General features: G+C 71.0%; 21 protein-coding genes. 4 read left to right on the forward strand and 17 right to left on the reverse strand.

What is annotated here, in order from left to right; translation table 11 throughout:
- Nucleotides 1-38: 38 nt before the first annotated feature.
- From GXW74_RS05425 to GXW74_RS05460, 8 genes are all read right to left on the reverse strand, one after another.
- Complete coding sequence (locus GXW74_RS05425) at nt 39-971, reverse strand: 2-hydroxyacid dehydrogenase (protein ID WP_211845374.1); 933 nt, start codon at nt 969-971, stop codon at nt 39-41.
- Complete coding sequence (locus GXW74_RS05430) at nt 971-1438, reverse strand: hypothetical protein (protein WP_211845376.1); 468 nt, start codon at nt 1436-1438, stop codon at nt 971-973. The genes GXW74_RS05425 and GXW74_RS05430 overlap by 1 nt, the downstream gene beginning before the upstream one ends.
- Nucleotides 1435-3108: an ABC transporter ATP-binding protein gene (locus tag GXW74_RS05435; protein WP_211845378.1), complete on the reverse strand. Its 1674-nt coding sequence runs from the start codon at nt 3106-3108 to the stop codon at nt 1435-1437. The genes GXW74_RS05430 and GXW74_RS05435 overlap by 4 nt, the downstream gene beginning before the upstream one ends.
- The gene (locus GXW74_RS05440; protein WP_211845380.1) at nt 3105-4145 is read right to left on the reverse strand and encodes an ABC transporter permease; all 1041 of its coding nucleotides are present in this window, start codon (nt 4143-4145) and stop codon (nt 3105-3107) included. The genes GXW74_RS05435 and GXW74_RS05440 overlap by 4 nt, the downstream gene beginning before the upstream one ends.
- Nucleotides 4146-4395: 250 nt before the next feature.
- Nucleotides 4396-5517, reverse strand: a complete 1122-nt coding sequence (locus GXW74_RS05445) for a microcin C ABC transporter permease YejB (protein WP_211845382.1) — start codon at nt 5515-5517, stop codon at nt 4396-4398.
- Between the two features lie 7 nt (nt 5518-5524).
- Nucleotides 5525-7384 (reverse strand): extracellular solute-binding protein, encoded by a 1860-nt coding sequence (locus GXW74_RS05450; protein WP_211845384.1) that lies wholly within the window; start codon nt 7382-7384, stop codon nt 5525-5527.
- Between the two features lie 47 nt (nt 7385-7431).
- Nucleotides 7432-8220, reverse strand: coding sequence for a histidinol-phosphatase (hisN, locus tag GXW74_RS05455; RefSeq protein WP_211845392.1), 789 nt, complete (start codon nt 8218-8220; stop codon nt 7432-7434).
- Nucleotides 8221-8287: 67 nt separating this feature from the next.
- Nucleotides 8288-8824, reverse strand: a complete 537-nt coding sequence (locus tag GXW74_RS05460) for a c-type cytochrome (protein WP_211845394.1) — start codon at nt 8822-8824, stop codon at nt 8288-8290.
- Nucleotides 8825-8945: 121 nt separating this feature from the next.
- Here GXW74_RS05460 and GXW74_RS05465 point away from each other — a divergent pair, with 121 nt between their 5' ends.
- Together GXW74_RS05465 and GXW74_RS05470 are read left to right on the forward strand one after the other, a co-directional pair.
- Nucleotides 8946-9677 carry a 3-deoxy-manno-octulosonate cytidylyltransferase gene (locus tag GXW74_RS05465; protein ID WP_211845396.1) on the forward strand — a complete coding sequence of 244 codons (732 nt, stop codon included), beginning with the start codon at nt 8946-8948 and terminating at the stop codon, nt 9675-9677.
- A gap of 12 nt (nt 9678-9689) precedes the next feature.
- Nucleotides 9690-10547, forward strand: a complete 858-nt coding sequence (locus tag GXW74_RS05470) for a prephenate dehydratase (RefSeq protein ID WP_211845397.1) — start codon at nt 9690-9692, stop codon at nt 10545-10547.
- A 304-nt stretch (nt 10548-10851) separates the two neighbouring features.
- Here the strand turns inward: GXW74_RS05470 and GXW74_RS05475 are convergent, their stop codons facing one another.
- The 6 genes from GXW74_RS05475 to GXW74_RS05500 form a co-directional block, all read right to left on the reverse strand.
- Nucleotides 10852-11463, reverse strand: coding sequence for a hypothetical protein (locus GXW74_RS05475; protein ID WP_211845399.1), 612 nt, complete (start codon nt 11461-11463; stop codon nt 10852-10854).
- A gap of 49 nt (nt 11464-11512) precedes the next feature.
- Nucleotides 11513-12562, reverse strand: a complete 1050-nt coding sequence (locus GXW74_RS05480; RefSeq protein WP_211845401.1) for a hypothetical protein — start codon at nt 12560-12562, stop codon at nt 11513-11515.
- Nucleotides 12537-13922, reverse strand: a complete 1386-nt coding sequence (locus GXW74_RS05485; protein ID WP_211845403.1) for an MBOAT family O-acyltransferase — start codon at nt 13920-13922, stop codon at nt 12537-12539. Before GXW74_RS05485 ends, GXW74_RS05480 begins: the two co-directional genes overlap by 26 nt.
- Before the next feature lie 22 nt (nt 13923-13944).
- Nucleotides 13945-15831: an AsmA family protein gene (locus tag GXW74_RS05490; protein WP_211845404.1), complete on the reverse strand. Its 1887-nt coding sequence runs from the start codon at nt 15829-15831 to the stop codon at nt 13945-13947.
- Between the two features lie 202 nt (nt 15832-16033).
- A complete protein-coding gene (locus GXW74_RS05495; RefSeq protein WP_211845406.1) occupies nt 16034-18718 on the reverse strand; it encodes an AMP-binding protein in 2685 nt (894 codons plus the stop codon).
- A gap of 144 nt (nt 18719-18862) precedes the next feature.
- Nucleotides 18863-19429, reverse strand: a complete 567-nt coding sequence (locus GXW74_RS05500) for a putative adhesin (protein ID WP_211845408.1) — start codon at nt 19427-19429, stop codon at nt 18863-18865.
- 282 nt (nt 19430-19711) lie between these two features.
- On the opposite strand from GXW74_RS05500, the gene GXW74_RS05505 reads away from it, so the two are divergent.
- A complete protein-coding gene (locus GXW74_RS05505) occupies nt 19712-20731 on the forward strand; it encodes an NADP-dependent oxidoreductase (protein WP_211845409.1) in 1020 nt (339 codons plus the stop codon).
- A gap of 210 nt (nt 20732-20941) precedes the next feature.
- On the opposite strand, the gene GXW74_RS05510 is transcribed toward GXW74_RS05505, so the two are convergent.
- The 3 genes from GXW74_RS05510 to GXW74_RS05520 all read right to left on the reverse strand — a co-directional run bounded on the left by GXW74_RS05510 (nt 20942) and on the right by GXW74_RS05520 (nt 24546).
- Complete coding sequence (locus GXW74_RS05510; protein WP_211845410.1) at nt 20942-22009, reverse strand: LLM class flavin-dependent oxidoreductase; 1068 nt, start codon at nt 22007-22009, stop codon at nt 20942-20944.
- Nucleotides 22010-22225: 216 nt separating this feature from the next.
- Nucleotides 22226-22999: a short-chain dehydrogenase/reductase gene (locus GXW74_RS05515; protein WP_211845411.1), complete on the reverse strand. Its 774-nt coding sequence runs from the start codon at nt 22997-22999 to the stop codon at nt 22226-22228.
- Between the two features lie 2 nt (nt 23000-23001).
- The gene (locus tag GXW74_RS05520; protein WP_246522932.1) at nt 23002-24546 is read right to left on the reverse strand and encodes an acetolactate synthase large subunit; all 1545 of its coding nucleotides are present in this window, start codon (nt 24544-24546) and stop codon (nt 23002-23004) included.
- A gap of 399 nt (nt 24547-24945) precedes the next feature.
- Between GXW74_RS05520 and GXW74_RS05525 the strand changes: the two genes are divergently transcribed.
- Nucleotides 24946-25830 carry a hypothetical protein gene (locus GXW74_RS05525; protein WP_211845414.1) on the forward strand — a complete coding sequence of 295 codons (885 nt, stop codon included), beginning with the start codon at nt 24946-24948 and terminating at the stop codon, nt 25828-25830.
- Nucleotides 25831-25879: the final 49 nt, after the last annotated feature.

Raw genomic sequence — 25879 nt, forward strand, 5'->3', positions numbered from 1 at the left:
GCGAGGGCGATGCGAATCGTCCTCGTCGCCGCCGGGCCTCAATAGCCCGCGGAGAAGTCCACTAGGTTGACCAGCGGGCGGCCGGCGCGGGCGTTGTGGATATTCTCCACGACCTGCGGCGCGGCGCTGGACGGGATGGTGATGCTCGCCGCATGCGGCGTCAGGATCACCTTGGGATGCACCCAGAAGGGGCTGTCGGACGGCAGGGGTTCGGGCTCGAAGACATCGAGCGCGGCACCGGCCAGTTGGCCCGAATCGAGCGCCGCCAGCACATCGGCCGCCACCATGTGACCGCCTCGGGCGGCGTTGATCAGATAGCCGCCAGGCTTCATCGCGCCGAGCAGCTTCGCGTCTAGCACGCCGCGCGTCTCCGGCGTCAGCGGCAGCAGGCAGACCAGCATGTCGGCCTTCGCCGCCATGGCGGCAAGGCCATCGGCACCGTTGAAAGTCTCGATGCCCTCCAGCGCCTTCGGGCGGCGCGACCAGCCCATCACCGGGAAGCCAAGGCCGTGCAGCACCCGTGCCGCGTCGCTGCCGAGTTCTCCGAGGCCGAGGATGCCGATCCGCCGGGCAGAGGTTTCGGGCGCGGGCAGCTCTTCCCAGATCTTCGCTGCCTGCAGCGCGCGGTAGTCCGGGTCCTGCCGGTGGAAGCGCAGCACGTTGAGCAGCACCCATTCCGTCATGCCCTGGGTCAGCCGCGTGTCCACCAGCCGCGCCACCGGCACGCCCGGCGGCGGCCCGGGCGGGCGGAACAGGTGATCTACGCCCGCACCCATGGAGACGATCAGCCGCAGGTTGGGGTAGCGGCGCAGCTCCATCATGTCATGCGCCGTCCAGACCACAGCGGCCTCGATCTCCGCCGGCTCCCCGGTATCGGGGAACAGGCGGATCTCCAGCGACGGATCGACGGCCAGCAGCGCCGCCTTCCAGTCCTGCATGGTGTGGGCCTTGGTGGAGAGCAGCACCGCCATCAGCGGGGTTCCTTCAGCAATTCATCGATGCCGGCGACGAAGCCGCGCCAGTCGTCCTTGTGCGTCGCCGCGCGCTCCGAGCCGTCCGGCAGCTTCGCATAGAGACTCAACACGCCCTTCGACCACAGCGCATCGAAGTGGCCGGGTGATTGCAGGGCGAAGGCGGCGCTGCGCTCGAACACGCCGTCCTTCACCTTCGGCATCACCTTCGCGATCCACCACCAGCAGCCGAGTGCAAGCACGATGGTCCCCGCCCAGGCCCCGGCCTGCCCGATGCCGAGCGCGTCCAGCGGCGCCCCGCCCCACCTCAGCGCGATGAAGGAGGCGGCGAGGATCAGCCCCGCCGGCCAGATATTCTCCCAGGAGCGATAGACCGGCGAGCCCGGCGAATTCATCTTGCGGATGTGGACGCCGAGCTTCACCTGCCCGGCATCCAGCAGCGCCTTTAGGCGTTCCAACTCGTTCACGTCCGCAATCCCGGCGCCTCCGCGGCCCGCAGGTCGAATGCCGCGGCCATCAAGGCGCGGGTGTAGGCTTCCCGCGGGGCGGCGACAACCTGTCCGGCCTCGCCTTCCTCGACCACCTGGCCATCCTTCAGCACGATGATCCGGTGTGCCATCGCGCGCACCACGCGCAGGTCGTGGGAGATGAAGAGGTAGGCGAGCCGATGCTTCGCCTGCAGCGCACGCAGCAGTTCCACCACCTGCGCCTGCACGCTGACATCGAGCGCGGAGGTCGGCTCATCCAGCACCAGGAAGCGGGGCTTCAGCACCAGGGCGCGGGCGATGGCGATGCGCTGGCGCTGTCCGCCGGAGAATTCATGCGGGTAGCGCTCGGTCATGGTCGGCTGCAGCCCGACCTCCTCCAGCGCCGCTGCGACCGCTTCCGCGCGCTGCGCGCGGCTCAGGCCGGGCTCATGGACGGCGAGGCCCTCGCCGACGATCTCGCCCACGCTCATGCGCGGGGAAAGTGCACCGAAGGGATCCTGGAAGACGATCTGCATGCGCCGGCGCAGCGGCCGCAGCGCGCTGCGTTCCAACCTCTCGATCGCGGTCCCTTCGAAGCGGATGGCGCCGTCGCTATCCTCCAGCCGCAGCAGTGCCAAGCCAAGCGTCGTCTTGCCCGAGCCGGATTCACCGACCAGCCCGACCGTCTCGCCTTCCCGCACGGCGACGGAGACGCCGTCCACCGCCTTCACCTCGGCGACCACGCGGCGCATCAGGCCGCGTCGGATGGGGAAGCGGACCCTGATCGCCTCGCCATGCATGACCTCCGGCGCGTCGTCGGCCACCGGCGCCGGCTGGCCACGGGGTTCGGTCGTCAGCAGCATGCGGGTGTAGTCGTGCGACGGCGCGGCGAAGACATCGGCGACACGGCCCTGCTCCACCGCGTGCCCATCCTTCATCACCACGACGCGGTCGGCGTGCTTCCTCACGATGTTCAGGTCGTGGGTGATGAGCAGCAGCGCCATGCCGAGCTCGCGCTTCAGCCGTTCCAGCAGTTCGAGGATCTGTGCCTGGATCGTGACGTCGAGCGCGGTGGTGGGCTCGTCCGCGATCAGCAGCTTCGGATCGTTCGCCAGCGCGGCGGCGATCATCACGCGCTGCCGCTGACCACCGGAGAGCTGGTGCGGATAGGCGCCGAGCCGATCCTCCGCCTTCGGAAAGCCGGCGCGGCGCAGCAATTCGACGACGCGGGCACGCAACGCCGCGCCGGCGAGCGGCTGGTGCAGGGTGATCGCCTCGGAAACCTGGCGCTCCACCGTGTGCAGCGGGTTGAGCGAGGTCATCGGCTCCTGGAACACCATCCCCGCCACGCCGCCGCGCAACCGGCGCAGGTCGGCGTCCGGCGCGGTCAGCACCTCGGTCCCGTCCAGCAGGATGCGCCCCGCCGGATTGCCGCCCGCGCCCGGCAGCAGCCGCAGGCAGGACAGCGCGGTGACTGACTTGCCGGACCCGGATTCGCCGACCAGCGCGACGGTCTCCCCGCGTTCGACGGTGAAGGAGACGTCCTCGACCACCCGCTTGCCGCGGAAGGCGACGGCGAGTTTCTCGACCTCCAGCAGCGGCCCATTCGTCGGGCGCGGCCGATTCAGCTCTTCGCGCCCTTCGGCGCGCCGACCATCGGACGCGCTCATCGCGATCCCCCCGGCAGTTTTCGCGGGTCGAAGGCGTCGCGCACGCCTTCGCCCACGAAGATCAGCAGTGTCAGCATCCCGCCCAACACCACGAAGCCGGTCATCGCCAGCCACGGCGCCGTCAGGTTGTTCTTGCCCTGGTTCACCAGCTCCCCCAGCGAGGGCGAGCCCGGCGGCAGGCCGAAGCCGAGGAAGTCGAGGCTGGCCAGCACCGTCACCGACCCGCTGAGGATGAAGGGCAGGAAGGTCAGCGTCGCCACCATCGCGTTCGGCAGGATGTGACGGAACATCACCACCACGTCCGACACGCCGAGCGCCTTGGCCGCGCGCACGTAGTCGAAGTTGCGCCCTCGCAGGAATTCCGCCCGCACCACGCCGGTCAGCCCCATCCAGGAGAACAGCAGCAGGAAGACCAGCAGCACCCAGAAGGTCGGCTCGATGACGCTCGCCAGGATAATCAGCAGGTAGAGCTGCGGCATGCCCGACCAGATCTCAATGAAGCGCTGGAACAGCAGGTCCGTCAGCCCGCCGTAGAAGCCCTGCACCGCGCCGGCCGCGATGCCCACCACCGAACTCACGATCGTCAGCGAGAAGCCGAACAGCACGGAGATGCGGAACCCATAGATCACCCGCGCCAGCACGTCCCGCGCTTGGTCGTCGGTGCCGAGCCAGTTGCGTGCCGAAGGCGGAGAGGGCGCCGGCTGGCCGAGGTCGCGCACCACGGTGCGGTAGGAATACGGTACCAGTGGCCAGACCATCCAGCCGCCCTTGGCCTCGAATTCCTCGCGGAAGCCGCGGTCGTGCCAGTCCACCAGGGTCGGCAGGCCGTCCTCGATCACGTCGGCTTCGGCGTAGTCGGTCAGCACCGGGACGAACCAGCGGCCGTCCACCTTGGCGACGAGTGGGCGGTCATTGGCGATGAACTCCGCGAACAGGGTGACGAAGAACAGGAAGCCGAAGATCACCAGCGACCAATAGCCGCGCCGGTTCGCACGAAAATTCGCCAGGCGGCGGCGAGTGATGGGGGAGAGCGTCATGGCGCGGCGCGTCCGCGGGAGGGCTCGGCCCTCCCGTACCCACCCGCCAAGGGCCTAAGGGCCCCTGGAATCCGCGAAATGCCCGGCGCGGTGGAGAGGCGTGATGCGCCCCTCATCCAGGTCGCGCGCTTGAGCCTCTCCACCCCGCCGGCCATTTCCCTGGAGTCCGGAGGCCCTTCGGCCGCCGTCGGGTGGTGCACGGGGGTGGCGCCCCCGTGCGGCGCCACAGCGGCCCTGGCGATCCCCCGCATCATCGCCGCGCCTCGAAGTCGATCCGCGGGTCCACCAGCGTGTAGGTGAAGTCACCCACGATTTGCATGACCAGGCCGAGCAGCGTGAAGATGTAGAGCGTGGCGAACATCACCGGATAGTCGCGCCGGATCGCGCTTTCGAACCCGAGCAGGCCGAGACCGTCGAGGGAGAACACGATCTCCGTCAGCAGCGCGCCGGTGAACAGGATGCCGATGAAGGCCGCCGGAAACCCGGCGATGATCAGCAGCATCGCGTTGCGGAAGACATGCCCGTAAAGGATGCGCTGCTCGGTGTTGCCCTTGGCGCGCGCGGTGACCGTGTACTGCTTGCCGATCTCGTCCAGGAAGGCGTTCTTGGTCAGCATGGTCAGCCCGGCGAAGCCGCCGATCACCAGGGTCAGCGTCGGCAGCGCCATGTGCCAGGCATAATCCAGCGCGCGCTCGAAGAAAGGCAGGTCGGCCGCGCCGGGGCTCGCCAGCCCACGGAGCGGGAACCACTGCAGGAAGGACCCGCCGGCGAAGAACACCACCAGCAAGATGGCGAAGAGGAAGCCCGGGATGGCGTAGCCCACCAGCACCACGCCGGAGGTTGCGATATCGAAGCGCGACCCGTCCCGCACCGCCTTGCGGATGCCGAGGGGGATCGACACCAGGTAGATGATCAGCGTCGACCACAGGCCGAGCGAAACCGAGACGGGCATCTTCTCGAGGATGAGGTCCACCACCGGGCGGTCGCGGAACAGGGACCGCCCGAAGTCGAAGCGCAGATAGCTCACCATCATCTCGAAGAAGCGGACGATGGCCGGCTTGTCGAAGCCGAAGGTGCGCTCGATCTCGGCGACGATGGCCGGATCGAGCCCCTGCGCGCCGCGATAGCTGCCGACCGGTCCCTGTCCGGCACCGCCGGCACTGCCGCGGGCCTCGGCGGCATTGCGCGTGCGCACCTCGCCGCCGCCTTCGCCGGTGATGCGGCCGAGGGTCTGTCCCTCTCCGCGCAGCTCGGCGAGCATCTGCTCCACAGGGCCGCCCGGGGCGAACTGCACGACGGTGAAGTTGACGATGATGATGCCGAGCAGCGTCGGCACCACCAGCAACAGCCGGCGGAGGAGGTAGGCACCCATGCCGCGGCTACGCGCGCCGCGCTTCGGTGAGAGCGCGGTCCCGCGCGGGGTCCAGCCACCAGGCGGTGGGGAAGGCGAGCCCGTAGCGCGGGTTGCGGTCCGGCCGGCCGAACTTGTCCCAGAAGGCGATGCGGAAGGTGCGGCTGTGCCAGTGCGGAATGACGAAGTCGTGATGCTGCAGCACGCGGTCGAGGGCGCGCGTGCGCGCGACCAGCTCGTCATAGTCCGGAGCGGCGATCACCAGCTCCACCAACTCGTCGATCGCCGGGTCGCAGATGCCCGCGACGTTCTGGCTGCCGTTCTCCCGTGCCTTGGCGCAGGTCCAGTAGTCCCGCTGCTCGTTCCCCGGGGAGAAGCCCTGGCCCTGGCCGTCCACCGTCATGTCGTAGTCGAAGGCATCGATGCGGACCTGGTACTGGGCAGGATCGACGGTGCGCACGCGCGCCGCGATGCCGAGCCGTTCCAGCCACTGCACGTAGGGCAGCGCCACGCGTTCGAAGGTGGCGCCCTGCAGCAGGATCTCGAACTCGAAGGGCTGCCCCTGGGCGTTCACCAGGCGGCGGTCGCGCACGGTCCAACCTGCCTCCCGCAGCAGCGCCAGCGCGCGGCGCAGCCCGGCGCGGTTGTTGCCGGAGCCGTCGGTGACCGGAAGCTTGTATTCCTCGGTGAAGACGGCATCCGGGACGCGGCCGCGGAAGCCCTCCAGGATCGTGCGTTCGCGCCCCTCCGGCAGGCCGCGCGCGGCGAAATCGGAATTGGAGAAGAAGGAGGAGGTCCGCGTATAGGCGCCGTAGAACAGGTTCGCGTTCATCCATTCGAAGTCGAAGATCTCGATCAGCGCCCGGCGCACCCGGGCATTCTGGAACAGCGGGCGGCGCAGGTTCACGGCGAAGCACTGCATGCCGGTCGGGATCTGGTGTGGGATCTCCTCCCGCTTCACGAGGTTGCGGCGCGCGGCGGGGAAGTCGTAGCCGGTCGCCCAGTCGCGGGCGACGTTCTCCTGCCGGAAATCGGTCTGGCCGGCCTTGAAGGCCTCGAAGGCGACGGTGGTGTCGCGGAAGTACTCGTAGCGGATGGTGTCGAAATTGTTCAGGCCGCGCCGCACGCCGAGGTCGCGCGCCCAGTAGTCCTCGACGCGGCGGTACACCGTGCTGCGGTTTGGCTCGAAGCGCTCCAGGCGATAGGGCCCCGAGCCCAGCGGCGTGTCCAGCGACGGCCGCGCGAAATCCCGCCCTTCCCACCAGTGCTTTGGCAGCACCGGCATGTCGCCGAGAATCTGCGCCAGTTCGCGGTTGCCGGCATCGCGGAAGCGGAAGGTGACCCGGCGCGGCGATTCGGCCACCACCTCCGCCACATCGGCCCAGTAGGCGCGGTAGAAAGGCCGTCCCTGGGTGCGCAGCGCGTTGAAGGTGAAGACCACGTCCTCGGCCGTCACGGGCTTGCCGTCGTGCCAGCGCGCAGCTTCGCGCAGCTCGAAGGAAACGCCCTTGCGGTCGGCCGGCAGCTCCACCGTCTCGGCGAGCAGGCCGTATTCGGCGGTCGCCTCGTCCGGATTGCCCGCCATCAGCGTGTCGTAGATCAGCCCGATGCCGGGGTCCGAGGTGCCGCGCAGGATGAAGGGGTTGAAGCTGTCGAAGGAACCGAGGCGGGACAGCACCACCTCCCCACCCTTCGGCGCTGCCGGATTGGCCCAGGGCCAATGGGGGAAGTCGCGCGGCAGGCTGGGTTCGGCCAGCAGGGACAGGGCGTGGGTGCGCACCACCTCCCCGGGCTTGTCGCCGCCTGCGGGCACCAAGGCGCGGGCGCCGCGCGGCAGGGCGGGAAGGGCGGCCAGGGCGCCGAGCGCCAGGAGATTACGTCGCAGCATGCTTCGCAGGATGGGGGTTCGCCCCCCGTGCGGCAACGTCCGTGAGGCTACCGATCGGTAAGCAGGGCCACAGCCTCTGGCAGCAGGGCCGGGTCGCCCACCGCCAGGACCCGGCCATCGGCCTCGGCGGTCAGGACTTCGCCGCGCCAGCCGGTAACGCGCCCGCCTGCGCCTTCCACCACCGGCACCAGCGCCGCCCAGTCCCAGATTTTCATCGTGGCGTCCACCACGATGTCCACCAGACCGATCGCCAGCAGGCCGTAGGAATAGCAGTCGCCGCCCCAGGTCACGCGGCGAGCGGCGGCGCGCAGGCGCTCGAATCCCGGCCGGTCGGGCGGGAGGAACATGTCGGGACTGGTGCAGGACAGCTCGGCCTCCTCCACCGCGGCGCAGGGGCGGCAGGCAGCGGTGCCGCCGAGCGGGGCGCGGAAGCGGGTCGGCTGCCCGGCCACGCCGAGCCAGCGCTCCCCGGTGACCGGCTGGTCGATGATGCCGAGCACCGGCCGGCCCCGGTGCAGCAGGGCGATCAGGCTGCCGAAGAGTGGCCGGCCGGTCACGAAGGCCCGGGTTCCGTCGATCGGGTCCACAACCCAGACCCATTCGGCGTCCGGGCGGTCGGCGCCGTGCTCCTCCCCGATCACGCCATGGCCGGGGAAGCGGGCGGCAATCAGGGCGCGGATCGCCTCCTCGGCCTCCTTGTCGGCGCGGGTGACGGGGCTGGCATCGCCCTTCGCCTCGACCAGCAGGGCGGAGCGGAACAGCGGCCGGATCACCGTGCCGGCCGCGTGGGCCGCGGCCTCCGCGGCCTGGATCAGGTCTTCGCCGATCAGGGTCACGCTGCGGGCCTCCGCCAAGCCGGGGTCAGGCCGGCTGCTCCGGGCAGCCGGCGAGGGGCTGCCCCGGTCAGGGCGCCGGCGCGTTCGGGGAGATCGACCGCAGATAGGCGATCAGGTCGGCCCGCTGCTGTGCGTTGGACATGCCCGCGAAGGACATGCGGTTGCCCGGCGCATAAGTGCGCGGGCTGGCGATCCAGGCGTTCAGCTCCTCATAGGTCCAGGTCTTCTCCGCCATGCCGCGGATGGCGCCGGAATAGTTGAAGCCGTCCGCATGCGCGTGCTTCGTGCCGACGATGCCGAACAGGTTCGGCCCGACGCGGTTCGCCCCGCCCTCGTTGAAGGTGTGGCAGGACGCGCACTGGCGCTGCGCGAGGACCTGCCCGTTCTGCACATTGGCATTGGCGAGCAGCGGCGTGATCGGTTCGAGCGCCGGGGCTGCCGCAGGGGCCGCGGCCTGCTGCACGGCTTCGCCACCCATGGCGATGGCGGGCTCATGCGGCATCCTCGGATGCACCAGCAGCCCGCCGATCACCCCCGCCAAGCCGAAGGTGACACCCGCGGTCAGCACCGCCGCGACGATCTTGTTGCCTTCCAGACTGTGCATGCCCGTCGTAGCCCTTCGTGCCGCTCACCCGGGCGCGTTTGCGCCCCAGGACCGCCTTGCCTAAAACGCCGCGGACCATAGTGCCCGAGTTTCCGCCCGACAAGCAGCCGGAGCCGCCTTCTTGCGCCCCATCCTCGTCATTCCGGCCCGCATGGCGGCCACCCGCCTGCCCGGCAAGCCTCTCGCCGATATCCACGGCCGCCCGATGATCGCCCATGTCCTCGACCGCGCGCGGGAGGCTGGGATCGGCCCCGTTGCCGTCGCCGCGGGGGAGCCCGAGATCGCCGCCGCCGCCCGCGCCGCCGGCGCCGAGGCCGTGCTGGTGACCGAGGACGTGCCTTCCGGCACGGACCGGGTCCATCGCGCCATGGCGGGCCTCGACCCCGAGGGCCGTTACGATGTCGTGGTGAACCTGCAGGGCGACTTCCCGACCATCGCCCCCGAGACCCTGCGCGCCGTGCTGGAGCCCCTCGCGGACCCGGCCGTGGACATCGGCACCCTGGTCTGCCCGATCGCGAATGAGGAGGAGGCCAACACCGCCTCCTTCGTCAAATGCGCCTGCGCCTTCGAGGGCGAATCGCGCGTCGCGCCGGCGCTGTATTTCTCTCGGCTGCCGATCCCCTGGGGGGAGGGGCCGCGCTGGCATCATATCGGCGTCTATGCCTATCGCCGGGCGGCGCTGGACCGCTTCGTCGCCTTGCCGGCGAGCCCGCTCGAACAGCGCGAGAAGCTCGAGCAGCTTCGCGCCCTCGAGGCCGGCATGCGGATCGCCGCCGCGCGCGTCGAGCACGGCCCCTTCGGCGTGGACACGCCGCACGACCTCGACCGCGCGCGCAGCCTGCTGGCGCCCTGAACGGATAGCCCCATGCCGACCAAGACCATCGCCTTCCAGGGCCTGCCCGGCGCCTATTCGGACCTCGCCTGCCGCGCCGCCTATCCCGGCTGGACGACGCTGCCCTCGCCTTCCTTCGAGGCGGCGATGGTGGCCCTGCGGGAAGGGCGCTGCGACCTCGCGATGCTGCCCTGCGAGAATTCGCTCGCCGGCCGGGTACCCGACATCCACCGGCTGCTGCCGCAGTCCGGGTTGTTCGTCGTGGGCGAGCACTTCCAGCGCGTCGAGCATTGCCTGCTGGCGCCGAAGGGAGCGACGCTCGCCACGCTGAAGCGCGCGCACAGCCATCCGGTCGCCCTCGGCCAGGTGCTGCGGCTGCTGAAGGAGATGGACCTGCAGCCGGTGATCGAGGCCGACACAGCCGGTGCGGCCCACCTGGTCGCCGAGCGCGGCGGCGTCGAGGACGCGGCCATCGCATCGGAACTCGCCGCCGAGATCTACGGCCTCGAGATCCTGAAGCGGAACGTCGAGGACGAGGCGCACAACACCACGCGCTTCTATGTCATGGCGCGCGAACGCCGCGACCCGCCGGTGAGCGCACCCGACACCGTCACCACCTTCGTCTTCCGCGTCCGCAACATCCCCGCGGCGCTCTACAAGGCGCTCGGCGGCTTCGCGACCAACGGCGTGAACATGACGAAGCTCGAATCCTACATGCTCAACGGGCATTTCTCGGCCACCCAGTTCCTCTGCGACGTGGATGGCCACCCGGACAGCCCGCCGCTGCGGCGCGCCTTCGAGGAGCTGGAATTCTTCTCACGCGAATTCCGCATCCTCGGGAGCTATCCGGCGCATCCCTACCGGCTGGAACAGGCCGCCGCCACCGACTGATCGCGAGTCGGCCCGATGCGGCGCATCGGGCCGGGAGCGAGCAGCGCGACCGCACCCGGACCAACAGCCGCGCCCGGCCGGTCGGAACGCGGTGCAAAGGCCAGGTCGCTGGATGGCGCGGCCCGCGCCTGGCGCACACGCATACCCGTCAGCCTGTCGGCTGCACCGGTATGAGAGTCCTGGTCCGGCGCGCAGCCGCTACACCAAAGCTGCGCGCGATACCGTTCGCCTCGCCGATCATGACGTCATCGGCAAGTCTCGACGGCATCAGACTCCACGGGTCGCTTACGGCGGACCTGTGGGATCATGCGCGGATCCAGGTCTCCGAGAAGGCCAGCATCGCCGTCGAGATGCGCTGCCCCGCGATGTCGCGCGGGATCGGCGCGCCCGGCCGGATGCGGCCGTTCACCGTGATGCTCGCCGTCTCGCAGCCGACGAAGAGCGTCGGCATGTGGTGCTTCCCGGTTGCGGAATTCTCCGGCGGCAGCGCGAAGCAGAAGGGCCTGCCGAGGCCCGACCAGGTCAGCGCCACCGTCATGTCGGTACCGCGCACCGTCTCGCTGTAGGTCGAGATCGCGTCGCCGCTGGTCTTCACGCTGTCGAGCCTGCGGTACTGCAGGCCCGCCAGCCCAGGCTGCCCGCGCCAAGCGCCGAAATGGGAGACGTAGTCGGCGACCAGCCAGCGCGCGAGCGTCTCGTTGTCCGTCAGGCAGATGTTCGGCCGGTCCGCCGGCGGCGATGCCTCCTGCGGCGAGAGCAGCAGCACCAGCGCATGCCCGCGCCCATGGGGGGAAAGCACGACGCGGAAGAAGGAAGCCAGCGTCGTGAAGGGCCCCGACGGGTCCTCCTTCAGCGAAATCCCGGGGTTCTCGCCCGACCACTCGACGGTGCCGGGAAAGAGCAGCGTATCGGCCATGAATGCGTCTCCGTTGGGGCGCGCAGGGTGCGGCGCCCGCCCCTCAGGATCAATGGCCGACGGGCGGTACGAGCAGCACGTAGTCGCCCTCGGCTGAAGGATGCCCCTCGGCCGCCGCGGCGAGGCCACGCGCCAGCCGTTCGGCGATGCCGATGCGGTAGTGCTGCGGGTCCCAGTAATGTGTGTCCTCGCGCGTGATCGGGCTCGGGATCATGAAGTCCGCCAGCGCCGTGCCCGGGCGCGCTTTCGCGATGCGCGTGATGGCGGCGCGACAGGCTTCCATGCGCTGTTCGTCCAGCGTGCCGGGCCGGGGCTGCAACGAGACGTGGTACGGCACGAAGAACAGCACCGCCCGCGTCACCGCGGGCAGCGCGGCGAGCCTTTCGGCCAGCAGCGCATGCTGCGGGAATTCGAAGGCCGGATCCGCGGCAGCAGGCGCGGCCGGCGGTGGCACCAGGGACTGCGCCGCGCGCGCGGCGTCGTAGCGCGCATCGTTCGGCAGGAAGTCGGCATAGCCGTCCCGTCCATAGCGCGGCCTCGCCAGGCGCAACATGGCGAGCGCCTGCTTGCCGGCTTCCTCCGCCGCGAAGGGGTTCAGGATCTCCCCGTAGCCGCGCCACGGATTTCCGCCATACATCCATTCAGGGAAGGGCCGCGGGGTCAGGCGCCGCAGCGGCCCGCTCTCGCACCACTCCTTGTCGAGCCCGACCATCACCACGCGCGGCGCCGGGTGTCTTCGGGTGAACAGGGCAAGCAGTTGCGCCTGCTCCCACGCCGTGCCGCTGTTCATCGACAGGTTCGCGAAGCGCGCGCCGAACAGCTCGTCGAGCTGTGCGGGCCGCAGCAGTCTGCTCGTGGAGGTGCCGACCACCACCGAATCGAAGCGCGGGTCTTGCGCGATCATCGGATAGGAGAAGCGCTGGTTGGTCGTCACCGTCTCGCGCCGCAGCGGCAGGGAGAGCGGCAGCATCCCCCACGGATCGACCAGCGCGATGAAGGCATAGGCGATCGCCGCCGGCACCGCGGCGAAGAGCAGCAGCAGCCGGAGGAACCGCGCCCACGCCGCGGTGGGCTCAGAACTGGAAGTAGATGAACTCATTCGGGACCCGTCCGCCGATCAGCAGCAGCATCAGGAACAGCACCACGCCTGCCGCGGCGCCGGCCCATGGCCTCGGGCGCAGGCGTTCCAGCGCGAAGACCTGCGAGGCCGGGCCGAATACTGCCGTCACGCAGCCCGCGAGCAGCGCGACGGTCTGCGTCGTGTCCATCGCAACGGCGCCGCCGCCGGTCCAGGGTGGGCCGGCCATCGTCGCGAACATGCGTGCCGCGGTGGCGAAATCCGGCGCGCGGAACAGCACCCAGCCAAGCATGACGAAGGCCAGCGTCAGCGCCCAGCCGATCACCCACGGCATGCGCAGGCCGGCCCGCGCCCAGGCGCCATTCACCGCCAGAGCGATCCCGTGCAGCCCGCCCCAGACCACGAAGGTCCAGGCCGCGCCGTGCCACAGCCCCGCCAGCAGCATGGTGACGACGACGTTCACCGCCTGCCGCGCCGCGCCGGACCGGTTGCCGCCGAGCGGGATGTAGAGGTAGTCGCGCAGGAAGCGCGACAGCGTCATGTGCCAGCGCCGCCAGAATTCGCGGATCGAGGCCGAGCGATAGGGTGCGTCGAAATTGGCCGGCAACCGCAGCCCGAACATCAGCGCGAGGCCGAGCGCCATGTCGGAATAGCCGGAGAAGTCGAAATAGATCTGCAGGGTGTAGGCCAGGGTGCCGAGCCAGGCATCGCCGGCCCCCAGCGCCTGCGCCGCCGCCGCGCGGCCGAAGACGGCGTCCGCGACCGGCGCGACGGTGTCCGCGATCGCCACCTTCTTCACCAGGCCGATGGTGAACAGCACCAGGCCGCGCGCCAGGTTCTCCGTCATCTCCGGCCGGCGCGGGTCGAGCGCGAACTGCCAGATCACCTCGTTGTGCCGCACCAGCGGACCGGCGACGAGCTGCGGGAAGAAGGTGACGAAGAGGAAGAAGTCCGAAAGCCTGTAGATCTTCGCCTGCCCGCGCTTCAGGTCGATCAGGTAGGAGACCTTCTGGAAGACGTAGAAGGACACGCCGAGCGGCAGGATGATGTTCCACTGTTCGTGCCGTCCGCCCAGCGCCCACGCCACGTTGTCCGCGATGAAGTTCGCGTACTTCACCCAGCCGAGCACGCCGAGATTCATGGCGATGCCGATATCCGCCCACCATCCGCGCGGAGCGCCTGCATGGGCGCGCGCCACCACCCAGTTGAGCAGCGTCAGCCCGACCAGCACCGGCACGAAGCGCGGGTCCCAGAAGGCGTAGAACACCAGGGAGGCAAGCACGACCCAGGCCTGCCGCGCGTCGCGCGTCGGCGCCAGGTACCAGCCGGCGAGGGCGAGCGGCAGCAGGCCGAGGATCAGCGCCTGGGAATTGAACAGCATGGGCTGGTGTCGTGTCCCGTCCTCAGCGCCGCGAGCTGCGGTCCGAATAGCAGGGGTTGCGCCGCGCGGTGTCGCGCAGATCCGGCGGCAGGGGTGCCATGCTGCCGCTCTCCATCCGGGCGCGGGCCGAGCTGGACCACTGCGCCGGCAGGATGTCAGGGTTGGAGAAGGACCCGCTCACCCGCACCGGGATGTCGAGGGCGAAGAAGTTCGTCGTCTCGCGCTGGCTGCCGATGATGAGATCCACCCATTCGCGGTTGAGGTCGAAGCTCGCCAGGCCGCTGACCGTCCCGGTGCCGGCGCGGATGCGCACCGGGGCCGCTTCGCCGCGCCCCGCGCGCACGTCCACCGCCGCCAGCAGGCAGGAGACGCGCGTCATCCCGCGCGATGTGCGGAACAGCGCCCGCACATCGGTGGAGGCCATCTCGATCACCTCCCGCGCGATGCTGCCGCTGGTCATCGCCGCGACGACCGAGATGCGCGCCCGGGCGGTCGCCGCATTCAGTGTCGTGGCCTCCGCCGCGACCGCCGCATGCGCCTCGATCTGCCCGGCGAGCGGCAGGCGCGGCAATCCGAAGGCACGGCGCAGCGTATCGACGTCGCCCTGCGTCATGCGCGCCGTGGCGCTGATGCCGGCACCGCCGCCTTCGGCCGGAAGCAGTTCGCCGGAGGCGTCGAAGCGCGCGCCGAAGGCGACGAGGCCGAGCGATTCCACGGCGATCCGCGCCGGCGCCATCTCCGCCTTCATCCGCACATCGGTGGCGCGCAGCCGCGCGTAGACAAGCTCCTGCACGCCGAGCTCCGCCCGCAGCAGAGGGTCGGGCATCTCCGGCACCACCAGCGGCAGGTCGGCGTCGCCGCTGGCCTGGTTGCTGCCCTGCGGCCGCGCACCGAGCAGCCGGTTCACATCCAGCCGCGTGAAATCCATCGTCACCACGATCGCATCCGGCTGCCCCCGGCCGCCCTCGGTCAGTTCGAGCAGCGGGGCGGCGAAGGGCGCGCCGTCGAGCGCGCCCTCGGCCTCGGTCAGCCGCCAGACATCGCCGCTGCGCGTCGCCCGGCCGGAGAGCGCGATCGGCACCGGCGGCACCTCCGTCCCGCCCGCCCCGGCCATGGCGAGGATCGCCGCCGGCGTCGCCGCCGAGAACCGGATGCTGCCCGCCGCGCCGTCCACGTTCAGCGGGTCGGTGGCGGTGCCCCGGAAGGTCAGCGTGGTCTCCGCCGAGGAGGCCGCGTTCAGCTCAATGGGGAAGGGGATGCGCGCGTCGCGCAGCGTCGCGATGCTGCCGAGCGTCGCCTCCATCGTCACCGGCACGTCGCTGTAGCTGCCGGCGGCGGTCAGCCGGGCCGGCTGGTCCAGCGCGTCGGCGGTGATGGCGGCGGTGTCGAGCCGCGTGCGCAGCTCCTTCCCGCTGGTCGTGCGGAAGACGATCTCGCTGCCGGTCAGACGCAGGTCGTGGATCATCGGCAGCCCGCTGCGGTCGGGCGGCGTGGCGGCGGCCGGCGGCGGGGTGGCGGGCCGTTCCCCGAAATGCCAGTTGGCGCGCCGGTCGGCGGCGCGTTCCAGATAGAGGGTGAAGCCGTCCATCGCGGCGCGGCGGAGCACCACCTCGCCCCGCAGCAGCGGCAGCAGATCCAGCGTGGCGCTCAGGCTCGCCACCTCGGCCATGGCCGGCCGGCTGCCGCCCTCGATGTTGTCGAGTTGCGCATCGCGGAGTTCGACCCCGAGCGACAGGCCCGGGGAGACGCGCAGGCTCCCGATCGTCACCTTGCGCCCGAGTGCCACCGTCGCCCGCCCGGCCGCCATCGGCGCCAGTTCGATCGCCGGCAGCACCAGGACGGCCGTCGCCACCGCCAGCATGGGGATGCCGGCGAGGATGCCGAGGATGATCTTGGTCCGGCGACCCATTCGCACGACCTCCAACCTGTGGTGGGCGCTTACACCACCCGGCCCGGCCCGTGAAACCCGCGGGTGGACCCCCTGTCAGCCCGAACCGGGTGCCTCGAAGGATATTCCGAGAGGGAAGCGGATGGCGGTCCAGGTGGCCCGGCCACCTGGCGGGGGGGGGTCGGGGGCGGCGCCCCCGACCGGAGCGCGAGGCGGAGTCTCGCTATGAGCCCGTGGCGTCTGTACCGTCGCCACTCGGCTCCGGCGGCACCAGCGCCGCGACCAATCCGTGCAGCGCCTCGGCCAGGCCCTCGGCCCGCATGCGCGGATCCTCACTTGCCACCGCCAGGGCACGCACGGCCACCGGGGCGCCGAAGGCGATACGCACCGGGTGGCGGCGGGGCAGGCGGGCGTCGCGCGGCATGGCTTCGAAGGCACCGCTGATGAAGGCGGGCACGACGGTAACGTCGTCCATGCCGTCCAGCACCACGCCGATGCCGGGCAGGAAGCGTTGCAGCCGGCCGTCGGGCGACCGCCAGGATTCCGGGAACCACACCAGCCCCTGGCCGCGCTCCAGCACCGCGCGCGCCATCGCGACCGCCTGCGCCGGCATCCGCTCATCCACCGGGAAGACCTGGAAGGTATGGGCGAAGCCGCGTGCCACGGCGTTGGCGAAAAGGCGCTCCACCGCGCCGCTCCACCACAGGCGGCGTGCCGCGGCGAAGGGCAGGGATGCCGCGACCAGCCCGGGGTCGAGGTCGCTGACATGGTTGGCGACGATGACGAAGGGACCCTCGCGGGGCACGTTCTCCACCCCGGTGGCGCGCAGGTCGAACATCACGCGGCCGATGCCCCGCGCTGCCGCCCAGCCGCCCGCGCGCAGCGGCCAGAGCAGCGGCGAGCGCGGGGCGGTGGCGCGCGTCACCTCGGCGGCAAGCTCCTCGGCGCTGCGGTGCGGCACCGTGACGACGGCGGCACCACCCGCCGCGCGCCGCAGCAGGGCGCGCACCGTCGCCATCTCGGCCATCTCGTGCTCGGTCAGTCGCATTCCCGTGCGCTGCTCGATCTCGAGCGCCAGGGAGATCCATTCCAGGCTGTCGATGCCGAGGTCGAGCGCCGGGTTCGCCTCGGGCGAGAGCGGTTTGCCGGCGTAGCGCGCCTGCAGGATCTCCCACACCTCGCGCGCGCCGGGTGTGGCGACCAAGGCGGCGTCCTCCTCGCTCAGCGGTGCGGGGGCCTGCGGCGCGCGGCCTTCCAGAAGTTCCTCGTAGAGCCTGGCCAGGCGGAAACGCTGCACCTTGCCCAGGCGCGTGCGCGGCAGCGGCTCCCGCGCCAGCACGTAGCCGGCGAGCCTCTGGTAGGACGGCAGGTCCTGTGCCGCCGCCGTCAGGGCGACCCGCACCACATCCTCGACGCGCGTATTGCCGCCGGCGCGGATCGCGGCGAGGTCCGGCAGCACCACCGCGACCAGCGCGCCGGCGCGCTCGAGCACCGCGATCTCCTTGATCGCCGGATGCGCGCCGTAGGCCTCCTCCACCTCCTCCGGCATCACGTTCTTGCCGCCGCCGAGGACGATCAGTTCCTTGCTGCGCCCGGTGACATAGAGGAAGCCGTCCGTGTCCAGGCGTCCGAGGTCGCCGGTGCGGAACCAGCCATCCGCGGTGAAGGCGGCGGCATTGGCTTCCGGGTTGTTGCGGTAGCCGGCGAAGACATTGGGCCCGCGCAGCAGGATCTCCCCGATGCCGAGCACGTCGGGTGCGTCGATGCGGATCTGGGTGCCGGCAGCGATCGGCCGGCCTTCCGATCCGATCCGCTGCGCCCCTGGCGTGTTGCCGGTGAAGAGAGAGGCCGTCTCTGCCAGGCCGTAGCCGCTGGCGACCTTCCAGCCGAGCGCCTCCAGCATCCAGGTGGCCTCCGGGTCGAGCTTCGCCCCTCCCGAGACCATCAGGCGCAGGTCCGGCGCCATCTGCGCATGCAGCGAGCCGAACAGCCGCCGCCCGATGTCGATGCCGCCCCGCCGCAGGCTGGTGGCGAATTCGAGCAGCGCGCCGAACACCATCCGCGCGGCGCGCCCGCGCGCCGCGACCCGCGCCTGGAGCCCGGCCAGCAGCGCGACATAGAGGCGCGGCACGCCGACCATGATGGTGGCGCGCGCGGACTTCAGTGCCTGCACGATCTGCGGGCCCGTCACCGCTTCCGGCAGCACGACCGTCGCGCCGGCGGCGAAGGGCGTCATCAGCCCGACGAGGAAGGGATAGACATGGTGCAGCGGCAGCGGCACCAGCATCCGGTCGCCCGGGCCGATGAGGCCCTGCGCCAGCACGCCCGTCAGGTTGGCGGTCAGGTTCGCATGCGTCAGGGTGAACAGCTTCGGCGCGCCGGTGGTGCCGGAGGTGGCGACGATCAGCGCGTCCTCGTCGGGCCGCAACTCCGGCAGCGGGCCGGGGTCGGCGCCGCGCAGCGCGTGCCAGCCCTCGGGGGCGTCCGGCTCGTCCACCAGCACGATGCGCAGCCCGTCGCGGCGCGGCATCGCGGCGGCGGCATGGGCGGCGGAGGCGAAAAGCCAGCGGCAGCCGGCATCGGCAATGATCGCCTCGGCCTCATGCGCGCCGGACAGGTCGTCGATCGCCAGCGGCAGTGCGCCCGTCGCGGCGACCGCGAGCCGCACCACGATCCAGTGCGGCGAGTTGGGGGCATGGATCGCGACGGGTTCCCCGCGCGCCATCCCGGCCGCGATCAGCCCGCCGGCCAGGCGCGCCGCCTCGTTTGCGATCGTGGCGGCGGCCCAGGGGATGGGCGTCTCGCCGGCCATGGTCACGACCGCCGGTGCGTTGCCGCGCGCGGCAAGCGCGGCGATCAGCCGCGCCGGCGTCCAGCATGTCGTGTCCGCACCCGGTATCGCGTCCATGCCCGGCTCCCTGTTCCGGGACCGATCATGGCCCGCCCGCGCTGTGTCGCCAAAGGCCGGAGTGTCCGTGCCGCCGTCCGGCACAGCCTGGGCATGCCGGCACCGGAACCGAGAATGCACCATTCGGCACATTCTCGGGCGGTCTCAGATCCAGCGGCCGGTCCGCCTCACCTGGGAGGGTGTCAGCCCCATCGGGGAAGGGCCGATGTCGCCACCGAGCGTCAGCACGCGGCCCGCCGCATCCCGCCAGGTGGTCGCGACGGTGATGTCGGGGTTGTTGGTGATCCCCGGCTTGTCGCGGCAGCACAGCCAGTAGACTTCGTCGGCGATCGCTCCACCGCTGCTGCCGCCGCCGATGATGTCCGACAGTCGCTTCTCCGAGCCGTCCGGGACCGGGATGACGAGGCCGGCGCCGGAATCCTCGCCGACCAGGTAGACGCCGCTGGGGTCGCGGAAATCGTTGGTGCCGAAGCAGACGTAGTTCGGAATGGTGCTGTAGGCGGTCTTCACTTCCGTCGCGGCGGCGCGGACGGTCGCCTCGTCCGGGGCCTGGCGGCACAGCAGATCCATCAGCGGATCCGACGCCTCCGAATTCAGCAACTGGCCATCACGCGTGAAGAAGTAGATGGTCACTCCGGGTGGCACGAGATAGGTGCCGAAGGACGTCCCGGGGCCGCGGCCGCCATGGCCGGTCACGACCACACCCGTCATGCTCGCCTCCTGTCGCATCGTGTCGAGGGGGCTGCATCTCAAGCGCCCGTCCAACCGGCCAAGGCCTCTGCTCCGCCTTGCCAGGGGCCGCTTCTCCGAGGGCCCGATGCTGTGAACCCCACAATATCGGAATCATAGCTGGCGCCAAACGTTGGTTGCAAGATGCCCGGCAAATACGCCCATCGCGTGTGTTACTGCCGCGCCGCATGAACGCATGGCGATGGGGGGCTGTCGCGCCGCAGCCATGGGCATGGCATCCTGCCAGCCTTGCGGAGGAACGCCATGCCCGAGACCAACCTGCAGATCCTGCTGAAACGGCGCCCTGTCGGCGCCCCGGTGCCAGAGGATTTTGCCGTCGTCGAGACACCCGTGCCCGAGCCCGGCGACGGCCAGGTGCTGGTGCGGGCACGCTTCCTTTCGCTCGACCCCTACATGCGGGGGCGGATGGCCGATGCGAAATCCTATGCCAAGCCGGTTGCGCTCGGCGCGGTGATGGAAGGGCAGACCGCGGGCGAGGTCGTGGCGTCCCGCCATCCGGATTTTGCGCCGGGCGATGTCGTGCTCGGCGGCTATGGCTGGCAGCGCTTCTCGGTCGTCGGGCCGGAGAGGTTGTTCAAGGTGCCGGCTGCCGACCCACCGCTGTCGAGCAGCCTCGGGGTGCTCGGTATGCCCGGGCTCACGGCCTGGGTAGGGCTGGAGGACATCGGCCAGCCCAAGGCTGGCGAGACGGTGGTGGTCTCAGCCGCTTCCGGCGCGGTCGGCCAAGTGGTCGGGCAGATCGCAAAGATCAGGGGCTGCAAGGTGGTCGGTATCGCCGGCGGCTCGAAGAAGTGCGACTTTGTGGTGAAGGAGCTCGGCTTCGACGCCTGTCTCGATCACCATGGCGATCTCGATGCGCAGCTCGATGCCGCGGTGCCCGAGGGCATCGACGTCTATTGGGAAAACGTCGGCGGCAAGGTGCAGGCCGCGGTCTTCCCCCGCTTCCGCGACTTCGGCCGCATGGTGATGTGCGGCATGATCGCCCAGTACAACGAGGCCCCGGGCGCCGACGCCGCCGGCGCACCGGCCGGCCCGAACCTTGGGCCGGTGGTGCGCAAGCGGCTGCGCATCCAGGGCTTCATCGTCAGCGACACCGGTTGGCCCCGCTACGGTACCTTCCGCGCTCAGATGGAGGGTTGGATCCGTGAAGGCCGCCTGCACTGGCGGGAAGATGTCGTGGACGGCCTGCGCAACGCTCCGACGGCCTTCATCGGCCTGCTGAAGGGCGAGAATTTCGGCAAGCTGGTGGTCCGGGTGGACTGATGTCGGTCAGCTTCCCTGCTGACCGGAACCAGAGCCCTGGTTTCGCGCCGGGCCGTCCCGCCGGCCCCGCGCGCAGCACCGCCGGGCCTTGCCGATGACGCCTTCGGCAAGGCCAGCCTGAACGATCGGCGCGGGCGCTGCGCGGAGCTGCCGCCTTCCGCGCGGCTGCGGCGCCGTCTCACGGCTGCGCTCGCCGTCTGCACCGGGCGGTCAATCAGCCGCCTGCGATGCCCGCGGAGCGGCGAAGCGCGGCGCCACCTTCTCCATGAAGAGGCGGATCGAGCGCGCGGCGACCTCCGCGGGCATCGGGCCGAGGCGGAAGGAACAGATCACGCCGCCGACCCCGGTCGCCTCGATTTCCGCCATGCACCGGGCGACCGTTGCGGGCGAGCCGGCGATCAGCGCGTGGTCGGGGTTCACACGGGCGGGCGGCGCCGTCTCCTTCCTCATGATGATGCCCTGCTCGGCATAGATCCTCTCCCGCAGTTCCTGGCGGTGTTCCTGCATCGCCTCGAAGGCGGGGATGCCGATACGCTCGGCCTCGGTGTCGGTCTCGGCGACGACGACGTTCCGCCACACCCAGGATTCGTCCATGCAACGCGCGACATGCGCGGCATCGAAGCCGGCCCCAGCCATGGCCGCGCGATAGAGTGCGAGCCGCCGCGCCGTCACCTCGTTCGACTGCACGTTCATCAGGAAGGGCAGGCCCCGGCGCGCGAGGTGCAACGCGCCTTCCTCCGAGGAGGCGGCGCGGATGACGTAGGGATGCGGCTTCGTGAAGGATGCCGGCCGCAGGCGCGGCACCTTGAGCGACCAGTGCCTGCCCTCATGCGTGAAGCCGTCCGGGCTGGTCCAGGCCTTGAGCATGATGCCCTCGGCTTCCTCGTAGCGTTCGAGCGCTTCCTCGTGCGGGATGCCGTAGCCCTGGTATTCGTAGACATTGTAGGCGGTGCCGCGGCCGAGCCCGACGATGACGCGCCCGCGGCCGAGATTGTCGAGCAGCGACATCTGCTCGGCCAGCCGCATCGGGTGGTGCAGCGAGACCTGCGCCACCGCGAAGCCCACCTTGATGTGCCTGGTTGCCGCGAGCACCGCGGCGGCGAAGGTCACCGGATCGACATAGGCGCAGTTGCCGTCGAAATGGTGCTCGGCGAGCCAGAGCACCTCGACGCCGAGCTCGTCGCAGAGCTTCGCCTCCGCCACGCAGTCGGCGATCACCTCCGCGTCGCGGTCCGGATCGCGGCTCTCGGGGAAGAGGAAATTGCTGAAGCGCAGCATCCGGGCTTCTCCGTGGTGGGCGCGGAAAGCCTAGCTGATCGCGGCAGTCACGCAACCTTCGCAGCTGCGGCATGACGTGCCGCCGGCCTGCTCAGGGCGCGAAGCGGATGTCGGTGCCGCCACCGCGGCTCCGAGGCGGATCCCGAGCGGGCGGAGACGCACGCAACAACAAGAGGTGGCAGTGGTTGCCGTGAGCCAAGGCGAACGGAAGCCGCTCTAGGCGCGGAACATCCCGCCACCATCCACGTCGACCACCGTGCCGTTGACATAGGTGCCGCGCGGCGAGGCAAGGAAGACAGCAAGGTCGGCGATCTCGGCGGCCTCGATCGGCCGTCCGAAGGGCAGGTTGGTCAGCATCTCCGCCCAACGCTCCTCGTCGCCGAACTTCAGCTTCGCGTTGGTGCGCGCCTGGGTCAGCATGCGGTCGGTCTTGGTGACCGCCGGATTGATGCCGACGACCTTCACGCCGCTCGCCTGCGCCGCCGCGCCGAGCGCGGAGGTGAAGGCGATCAGCGCCGCATTCCCGGCGCCACCGCAGATGTAGCCCGCGCGCGGCGCGCGGCCGGCCATGCCGATGATGTTGACGATGGCGCCCGCCTTCCGCGCTTCCATCGCCGGCAGATAGAGCTGGCAGAGATGCACATAGCCCAGCACCTTCAGGTCCCAGGCCTGTTTCCACCGCGCGATCGGGATGTCCTGCAGCCGGCCCGAGGGGATCGCGCCGGCGTTGTTCACCAGGATCTCGATGTCGGGGAAGGCGGCGTGCAGCCGCTCGCGCTCGGCCTCCTGCGAGAGGTCGGCGGCGAGCGTCTCCACGCGCACCTGCCGTGTCGCGCGCAGCTTGTCGGCGGCGGCGGCGAGTGCCGCCCCGTCGCGGGCGGCAAGGACGACGTCGCACCCCTCCGCCGCGAAGGCCGCGGCGCAGGCGAGGCCGATGCCCTTGGACCCGCCGGTGACGAGCACCCGCTTGCCGGCAAGCTGCATGTCCATGGTCAGATGACCAGCTCGATCAGGAACGGCCCCGGCCGCGCGAAGGACTGCGCCATCAGGTCGCCGACCTGATCGAGCGTCGTCGCCTGCGCCGCCTCGACGCCCATCGCCTCGGCCATCTTCACCCAGCCGATGTCCGGATTGCCGAGGTCGAGCATGTCCATCGCCGTGCGGCCCGGATTGGCGCCGACGTTCTGATACTCGCCAAGCAGGATCTGGTATTTGCGGTTGGCCAGGATGACGGTCGTCACCGGCAGCTTCTCCCGCGCCTGGGTCCACAGCGCCTGCACCGTGTACATGGCGGAACCGTCGGCCTGCAGGTTGATGACGCGGCGCCCGCCGCCGCCGATCGCGGCACCCGTGGCCAGCGGCAGTCCGCAGCCGATGGCGCCGCCGGTGATCTGCAGCCAGTCATGCTTCGGCGCGGCGAAGGTCTCGGGGAAGAAGCCACGGCCGAAGGACACGCTCTCATCGGCGATGATGGCGTTCTCCGGCATCAGGGCGGCGACGGTACGCGCGAGGCCTTCCGGCGTCGGGGCGCCGCGCGCGCGCTCCGGGCGCGGGCCGACATCGGGCATCGCCACGGCGGGGGCGCCGAGTTCTTCGCACAGCGCGCGCAGCGCCGCCTCGGCGTCCTGCTCGAAGCGCGTCAGCACATGGACTTCGGCATTCTCCGGGTAGTGCTTCGAAGGCATGCCCGGATAGGCGAAGAAGCCGACCGGCGCCTTGGCGTTGACCAGCACCAGGTGCTCGACCCAGGACAGCGCCTTGATGGCGACGTCGGCGGGGTAGGGCACGCGTTCCAGCGGCAGGCGCCCCTGGCCGCGCTGGGTACGGCCGTTGGAACCCTCGGCCAGCAGCTTCGCGCCGGTCGCCTGGGACGCCCGCCATGCGAGCGCCTGGGCGCCTTCCCGCAGCGCCTTGCCGCCGAGCAGTATCAGCACGTTCTTCTTCTCGCGCAGGATGCGCGCGACATTGCGGATGGCGAGAGCGTCCGCCGCCTGCGGCACCGGCACCGGCAGCGGGTCCGCGACCACGCCGCCCTCGTCCCAGCAGGTGTCGGAGGGCAGGATCATGGTCGCGACCTGCCCCGGAGAGGTGCGGGCCGCCTGCACCGCCGCGGCCGCGTCGGCACCGACATCCTTGGCCTTGGTCGAGGTCCGCATCCAGTGCGAGACGCCGCGCGCCCAGCCTTCGGTGTCAGCCGTCAGCGGCGCGTCGAAGGGGCGGTGATAGGTCGCCTGGTCGCCGACGCAGTTGACGATGCCCGACCGCGCGCGGCGCGCATTGTGCAGGTTGGCCAGGCCGTTCGCGAGGCCCGGGCCGCAATGCAGCAGGGTCGCCGCCGGCTTCTCCGTCATGCGCCAGTAGCCGTCGGCCATGCCGGTGACGACGTTCTCCTGCAGCCCGAGCACGCACCTCATGCCCGGAATCCGGTCCAGGGCTGCGACGAAATGCATTTCGCTCGTGCCGGGGTTGGCGAAGCACACCTCCACCCCCGACCGCAGCAGCGTATGGACCAGACTTTCCGCACCGTTCACCAGCATTCTCCCCACAGGCAAGGATGGCGCAGCCTGCGCGGGACCGGGCGCGGCGGCAAGGGCAGGGGGCCGCCGGCCTGCCATGCCGTCGCAATGCGCGCGACAGTGCGCGCCGGGGCCTCTCCGTGCGACACCCGCCCCTGGGCCTGGAGCAGACCCCGATCAGGCGGACGCACCTGATCGGGCGAAGATCCTCGCGGAAACAGTGGCGGGTGTGGTTGCGGTGCGACGAGGCGAACGGTGACCGCCCTGGGCATGAAGGCGCGACCGGTGCCCCCGGACGGGGCAACCTTTCCTTCACGCACATCATGCTTTCGTGGACCTGGATTGAGGAGCTGAGCCATTTCCCGGAGACCCGAGGCTCGCGGCCCCGAGGCCCGGCCCTGGGGTCCGCAGGGCGGGCTGTTGCGCCGCGCCATCACGAATGGCGCCCGCCTGCTCGGCGCGGCTGCGCCGGCGGACGAGCCGGCCGTCGCCGCGGCGCCGCCCCGACCGGTCGTCGCCCCGGCCCCGCCGGAGCCGGCCGCCCCGCGGACGACGCGGCAGGACTGGGCCGATCGACTGTGGGGGGAGGGCATGGCCATCCCCGGCGGGACGACCGAAGTGCTTCGCCTTGCCTCCCTGCTGCCCCTGGTGCCGGAGGCGACGCTGCTGCTGGCCGGCAGCGGCGCGCGCGCGGCCGGCGCCGTGGTGTCGGGTGCGCGCGGGTGCTTCGTCGCGGCCTTCGAACCCGGGGCGCCCGTCGCCGATGCCGTCGCGCCGCGCGTTCCCGGCCGCAAGGTCACGGCCACCCGGTTCGAGGCGGAAACCCCCGCCTTCCGGCGCGGCTACCACCACCACGCGCTGTTCCTCGAACCCTTCCGCAGCGGCGGGACTCCCGAGGGGCTGCTGCAGGCGGCGGCACAGGCGCTGCGCCCTGGCGGGCAGGTGGTGCTGCTCGACCTGGTTGCCCGCAACGCCCCGACCGGGACAGGCGAGACGCGATGGCTCGCGGCGGAGGGCCGCGCCGCCGCCCCGCCGGCCGAGGAGGCGGTGCCCGCGGCGCTGGAGCGCGCCGGCTTCGTCATCAACGTGGTGGAGGATGCCGGCCAGCGGCATTGCCGCGCGGTGGTCGAAGGCTGGCAGGCCCTGTTGATGGCGCTGCGCGAGCGGCCCGAGCGGCCATCGGCCCAGGCCGCCGGGGTCCTCGTGGCGGAGGCGGAAGCCTGGCTGCTGCGCCTGCGGCTGCTGCAGGACGGCAGGCTGCGGCTGCTGCGCTGGCATGCCTCGATGGTGCGGCCGCCGCGTTGAGGCTCGCGGCCCCTGCCGGGCAGAGCCGATCCTGGTCAGGCGGTATCAC

The sequence above is a fragment of the Neoroseomonas eburnea genome (assembly GCF_018129005.1).
GTDB classification, from domain to species: domain Bacteria; phylum Pseudomonadota; class Alphaproteobacteria; order Acetobacterales; family Acetobacteraceae; genus Neoroseomonas; species Neoroseomonas eburnea.

What these genes read in the sequence shown, in the direction of transcription:
- GXW74_RS05480 (WP_211845401.1), bottom strand. Translation starts at nt 12,562, where the DNA reads ATGAGTTCATCTACTTCCAGTTCTGAGCCCACCGCGGCGTGGGCGCGG.
- GXW74_RS05510 (WP_211845410.1), bottom strand. Translation starts at nt 22,009, where the DNA reads ATGCTGCGCTTCAGCAATTTCCTCTTCCCCGAGAGCCGCGATCCGGAC.
- GXW74_RS05450 (WP_211845384.1), bottom strand. Translation starts at nt 7,384, where the DNA reads ATGCTGCGACGTAATCTCCTGGCGCTCGGCGCCCTGGCCGCCCTTCCC.
- GXW74_RS05495 (WP_211845406.1), bottom strand. Translation starts at nt 18,718, where the DNA reads ATGGACGCGATACCGGGTGCGGACACGACATGCTGGACGCCGGCGCGG.
- GXW74_RS05490 (WP_211845404.1), bottom strand. Translation starts at nt 15,831, where the DNA reads ATGGGTCGCCGGACCAAGATCATCCTCGGCATCCTCGCCGGCATCCCC.
- GXW74_RS05475 (WP_211845399.1), bottom strand. Translation starts at nt 11,463, where the DNA reads ATGGCCGATACGCTGCTCTTTCCCGGCACCGTCGAGTGGTCGGGCGAG.
- GXW74_RS05435 (WP_211845378.1), bottom strand. Translation starts at nt 3,108, where the DNA reads ATGAGCGCGTCCGATGGTCGGCGCGCCGAAGGGCGCGAAGAGCTGAAT.
- GXW74_RS05500 (WP_211845408.1), bottom strand. Translation starts at nt 19,429, where the DNA reads ATGACGGGTGTGGTCGTGACCGGCCATGGCGGCCGCGGCCCCGGGACG.
- GXW74_RS05485 (WP_211845403.1), bottom strand. Translation starts at nt 13,922, where the DNA reads ATGCTGTTCAATTCCCAGGCGCTGATCCTCGGCCTGCTGCCGCTCGCC.
- GXW74_RS05460 (WP_211845394.1), bottom strand. Translation starts at nt 8,824, where the DNA reads ATGCACAGTCTGGAAGGCAACAAGATCGTCGCGGCGGTGCTGACCGCG.
- GXW74_RS05445 (WP_211845382.1), bottom strand. Translation starts at nt 5,517, where the DNA reads ATGGGTGCCTACCTCCTCCGCCGGCTGTTGCTGGTGGTGCCGACGCTG.
- GXW74_RS05520 (WP_246522932.1), bottom strand. Translation starts at nt 24,546, where the DNA reads ATGCTGGTGAACGGTGCGGAAAGTCTGGTCCATACGCTGCTGCGGTCG.
- GXW74_RS05425 (WP_211845374.1), bottom strand. Translation starts at nt 971, where the DNA reads ATGGCGGTGCTGCTCTCCACCAAGGCCCACACCATGCAGGACTGGAAG.
- GXW74_RS05505 (WP_211845409.1), top strand. Translation starts at nt 19,712, where the DNA reads ATGCCCGAGACCAACCTGCAGATCCTGCTGAAACGGCGCCCTGTCGGC.
- GXW74_RS05440 (WP_211845380.1), bottom strand. Translation starts at nt 4,145, where the DNA reads ATGACGCTCTCCCCCATCACTCGCCGCCGCCTGGCGAATTTTCGTGCG.
- GXW74_RS05515 (WP_211845411.1), bottom strand. Translation starts at nt 22,999, where the DNA reads ATGGACATGCAGCTTGCCGGCAAGCGGGTGCTCGTCACCGGCGGGTCC.
- GXW74_RS05470 (WP_211845397.1), top strand. Translation starts at nt 9,690, where the DNA reads ATGCCGACCAAGACCATCGCCTTCCAGGGCCTGCCCGGCGCCTATTCG.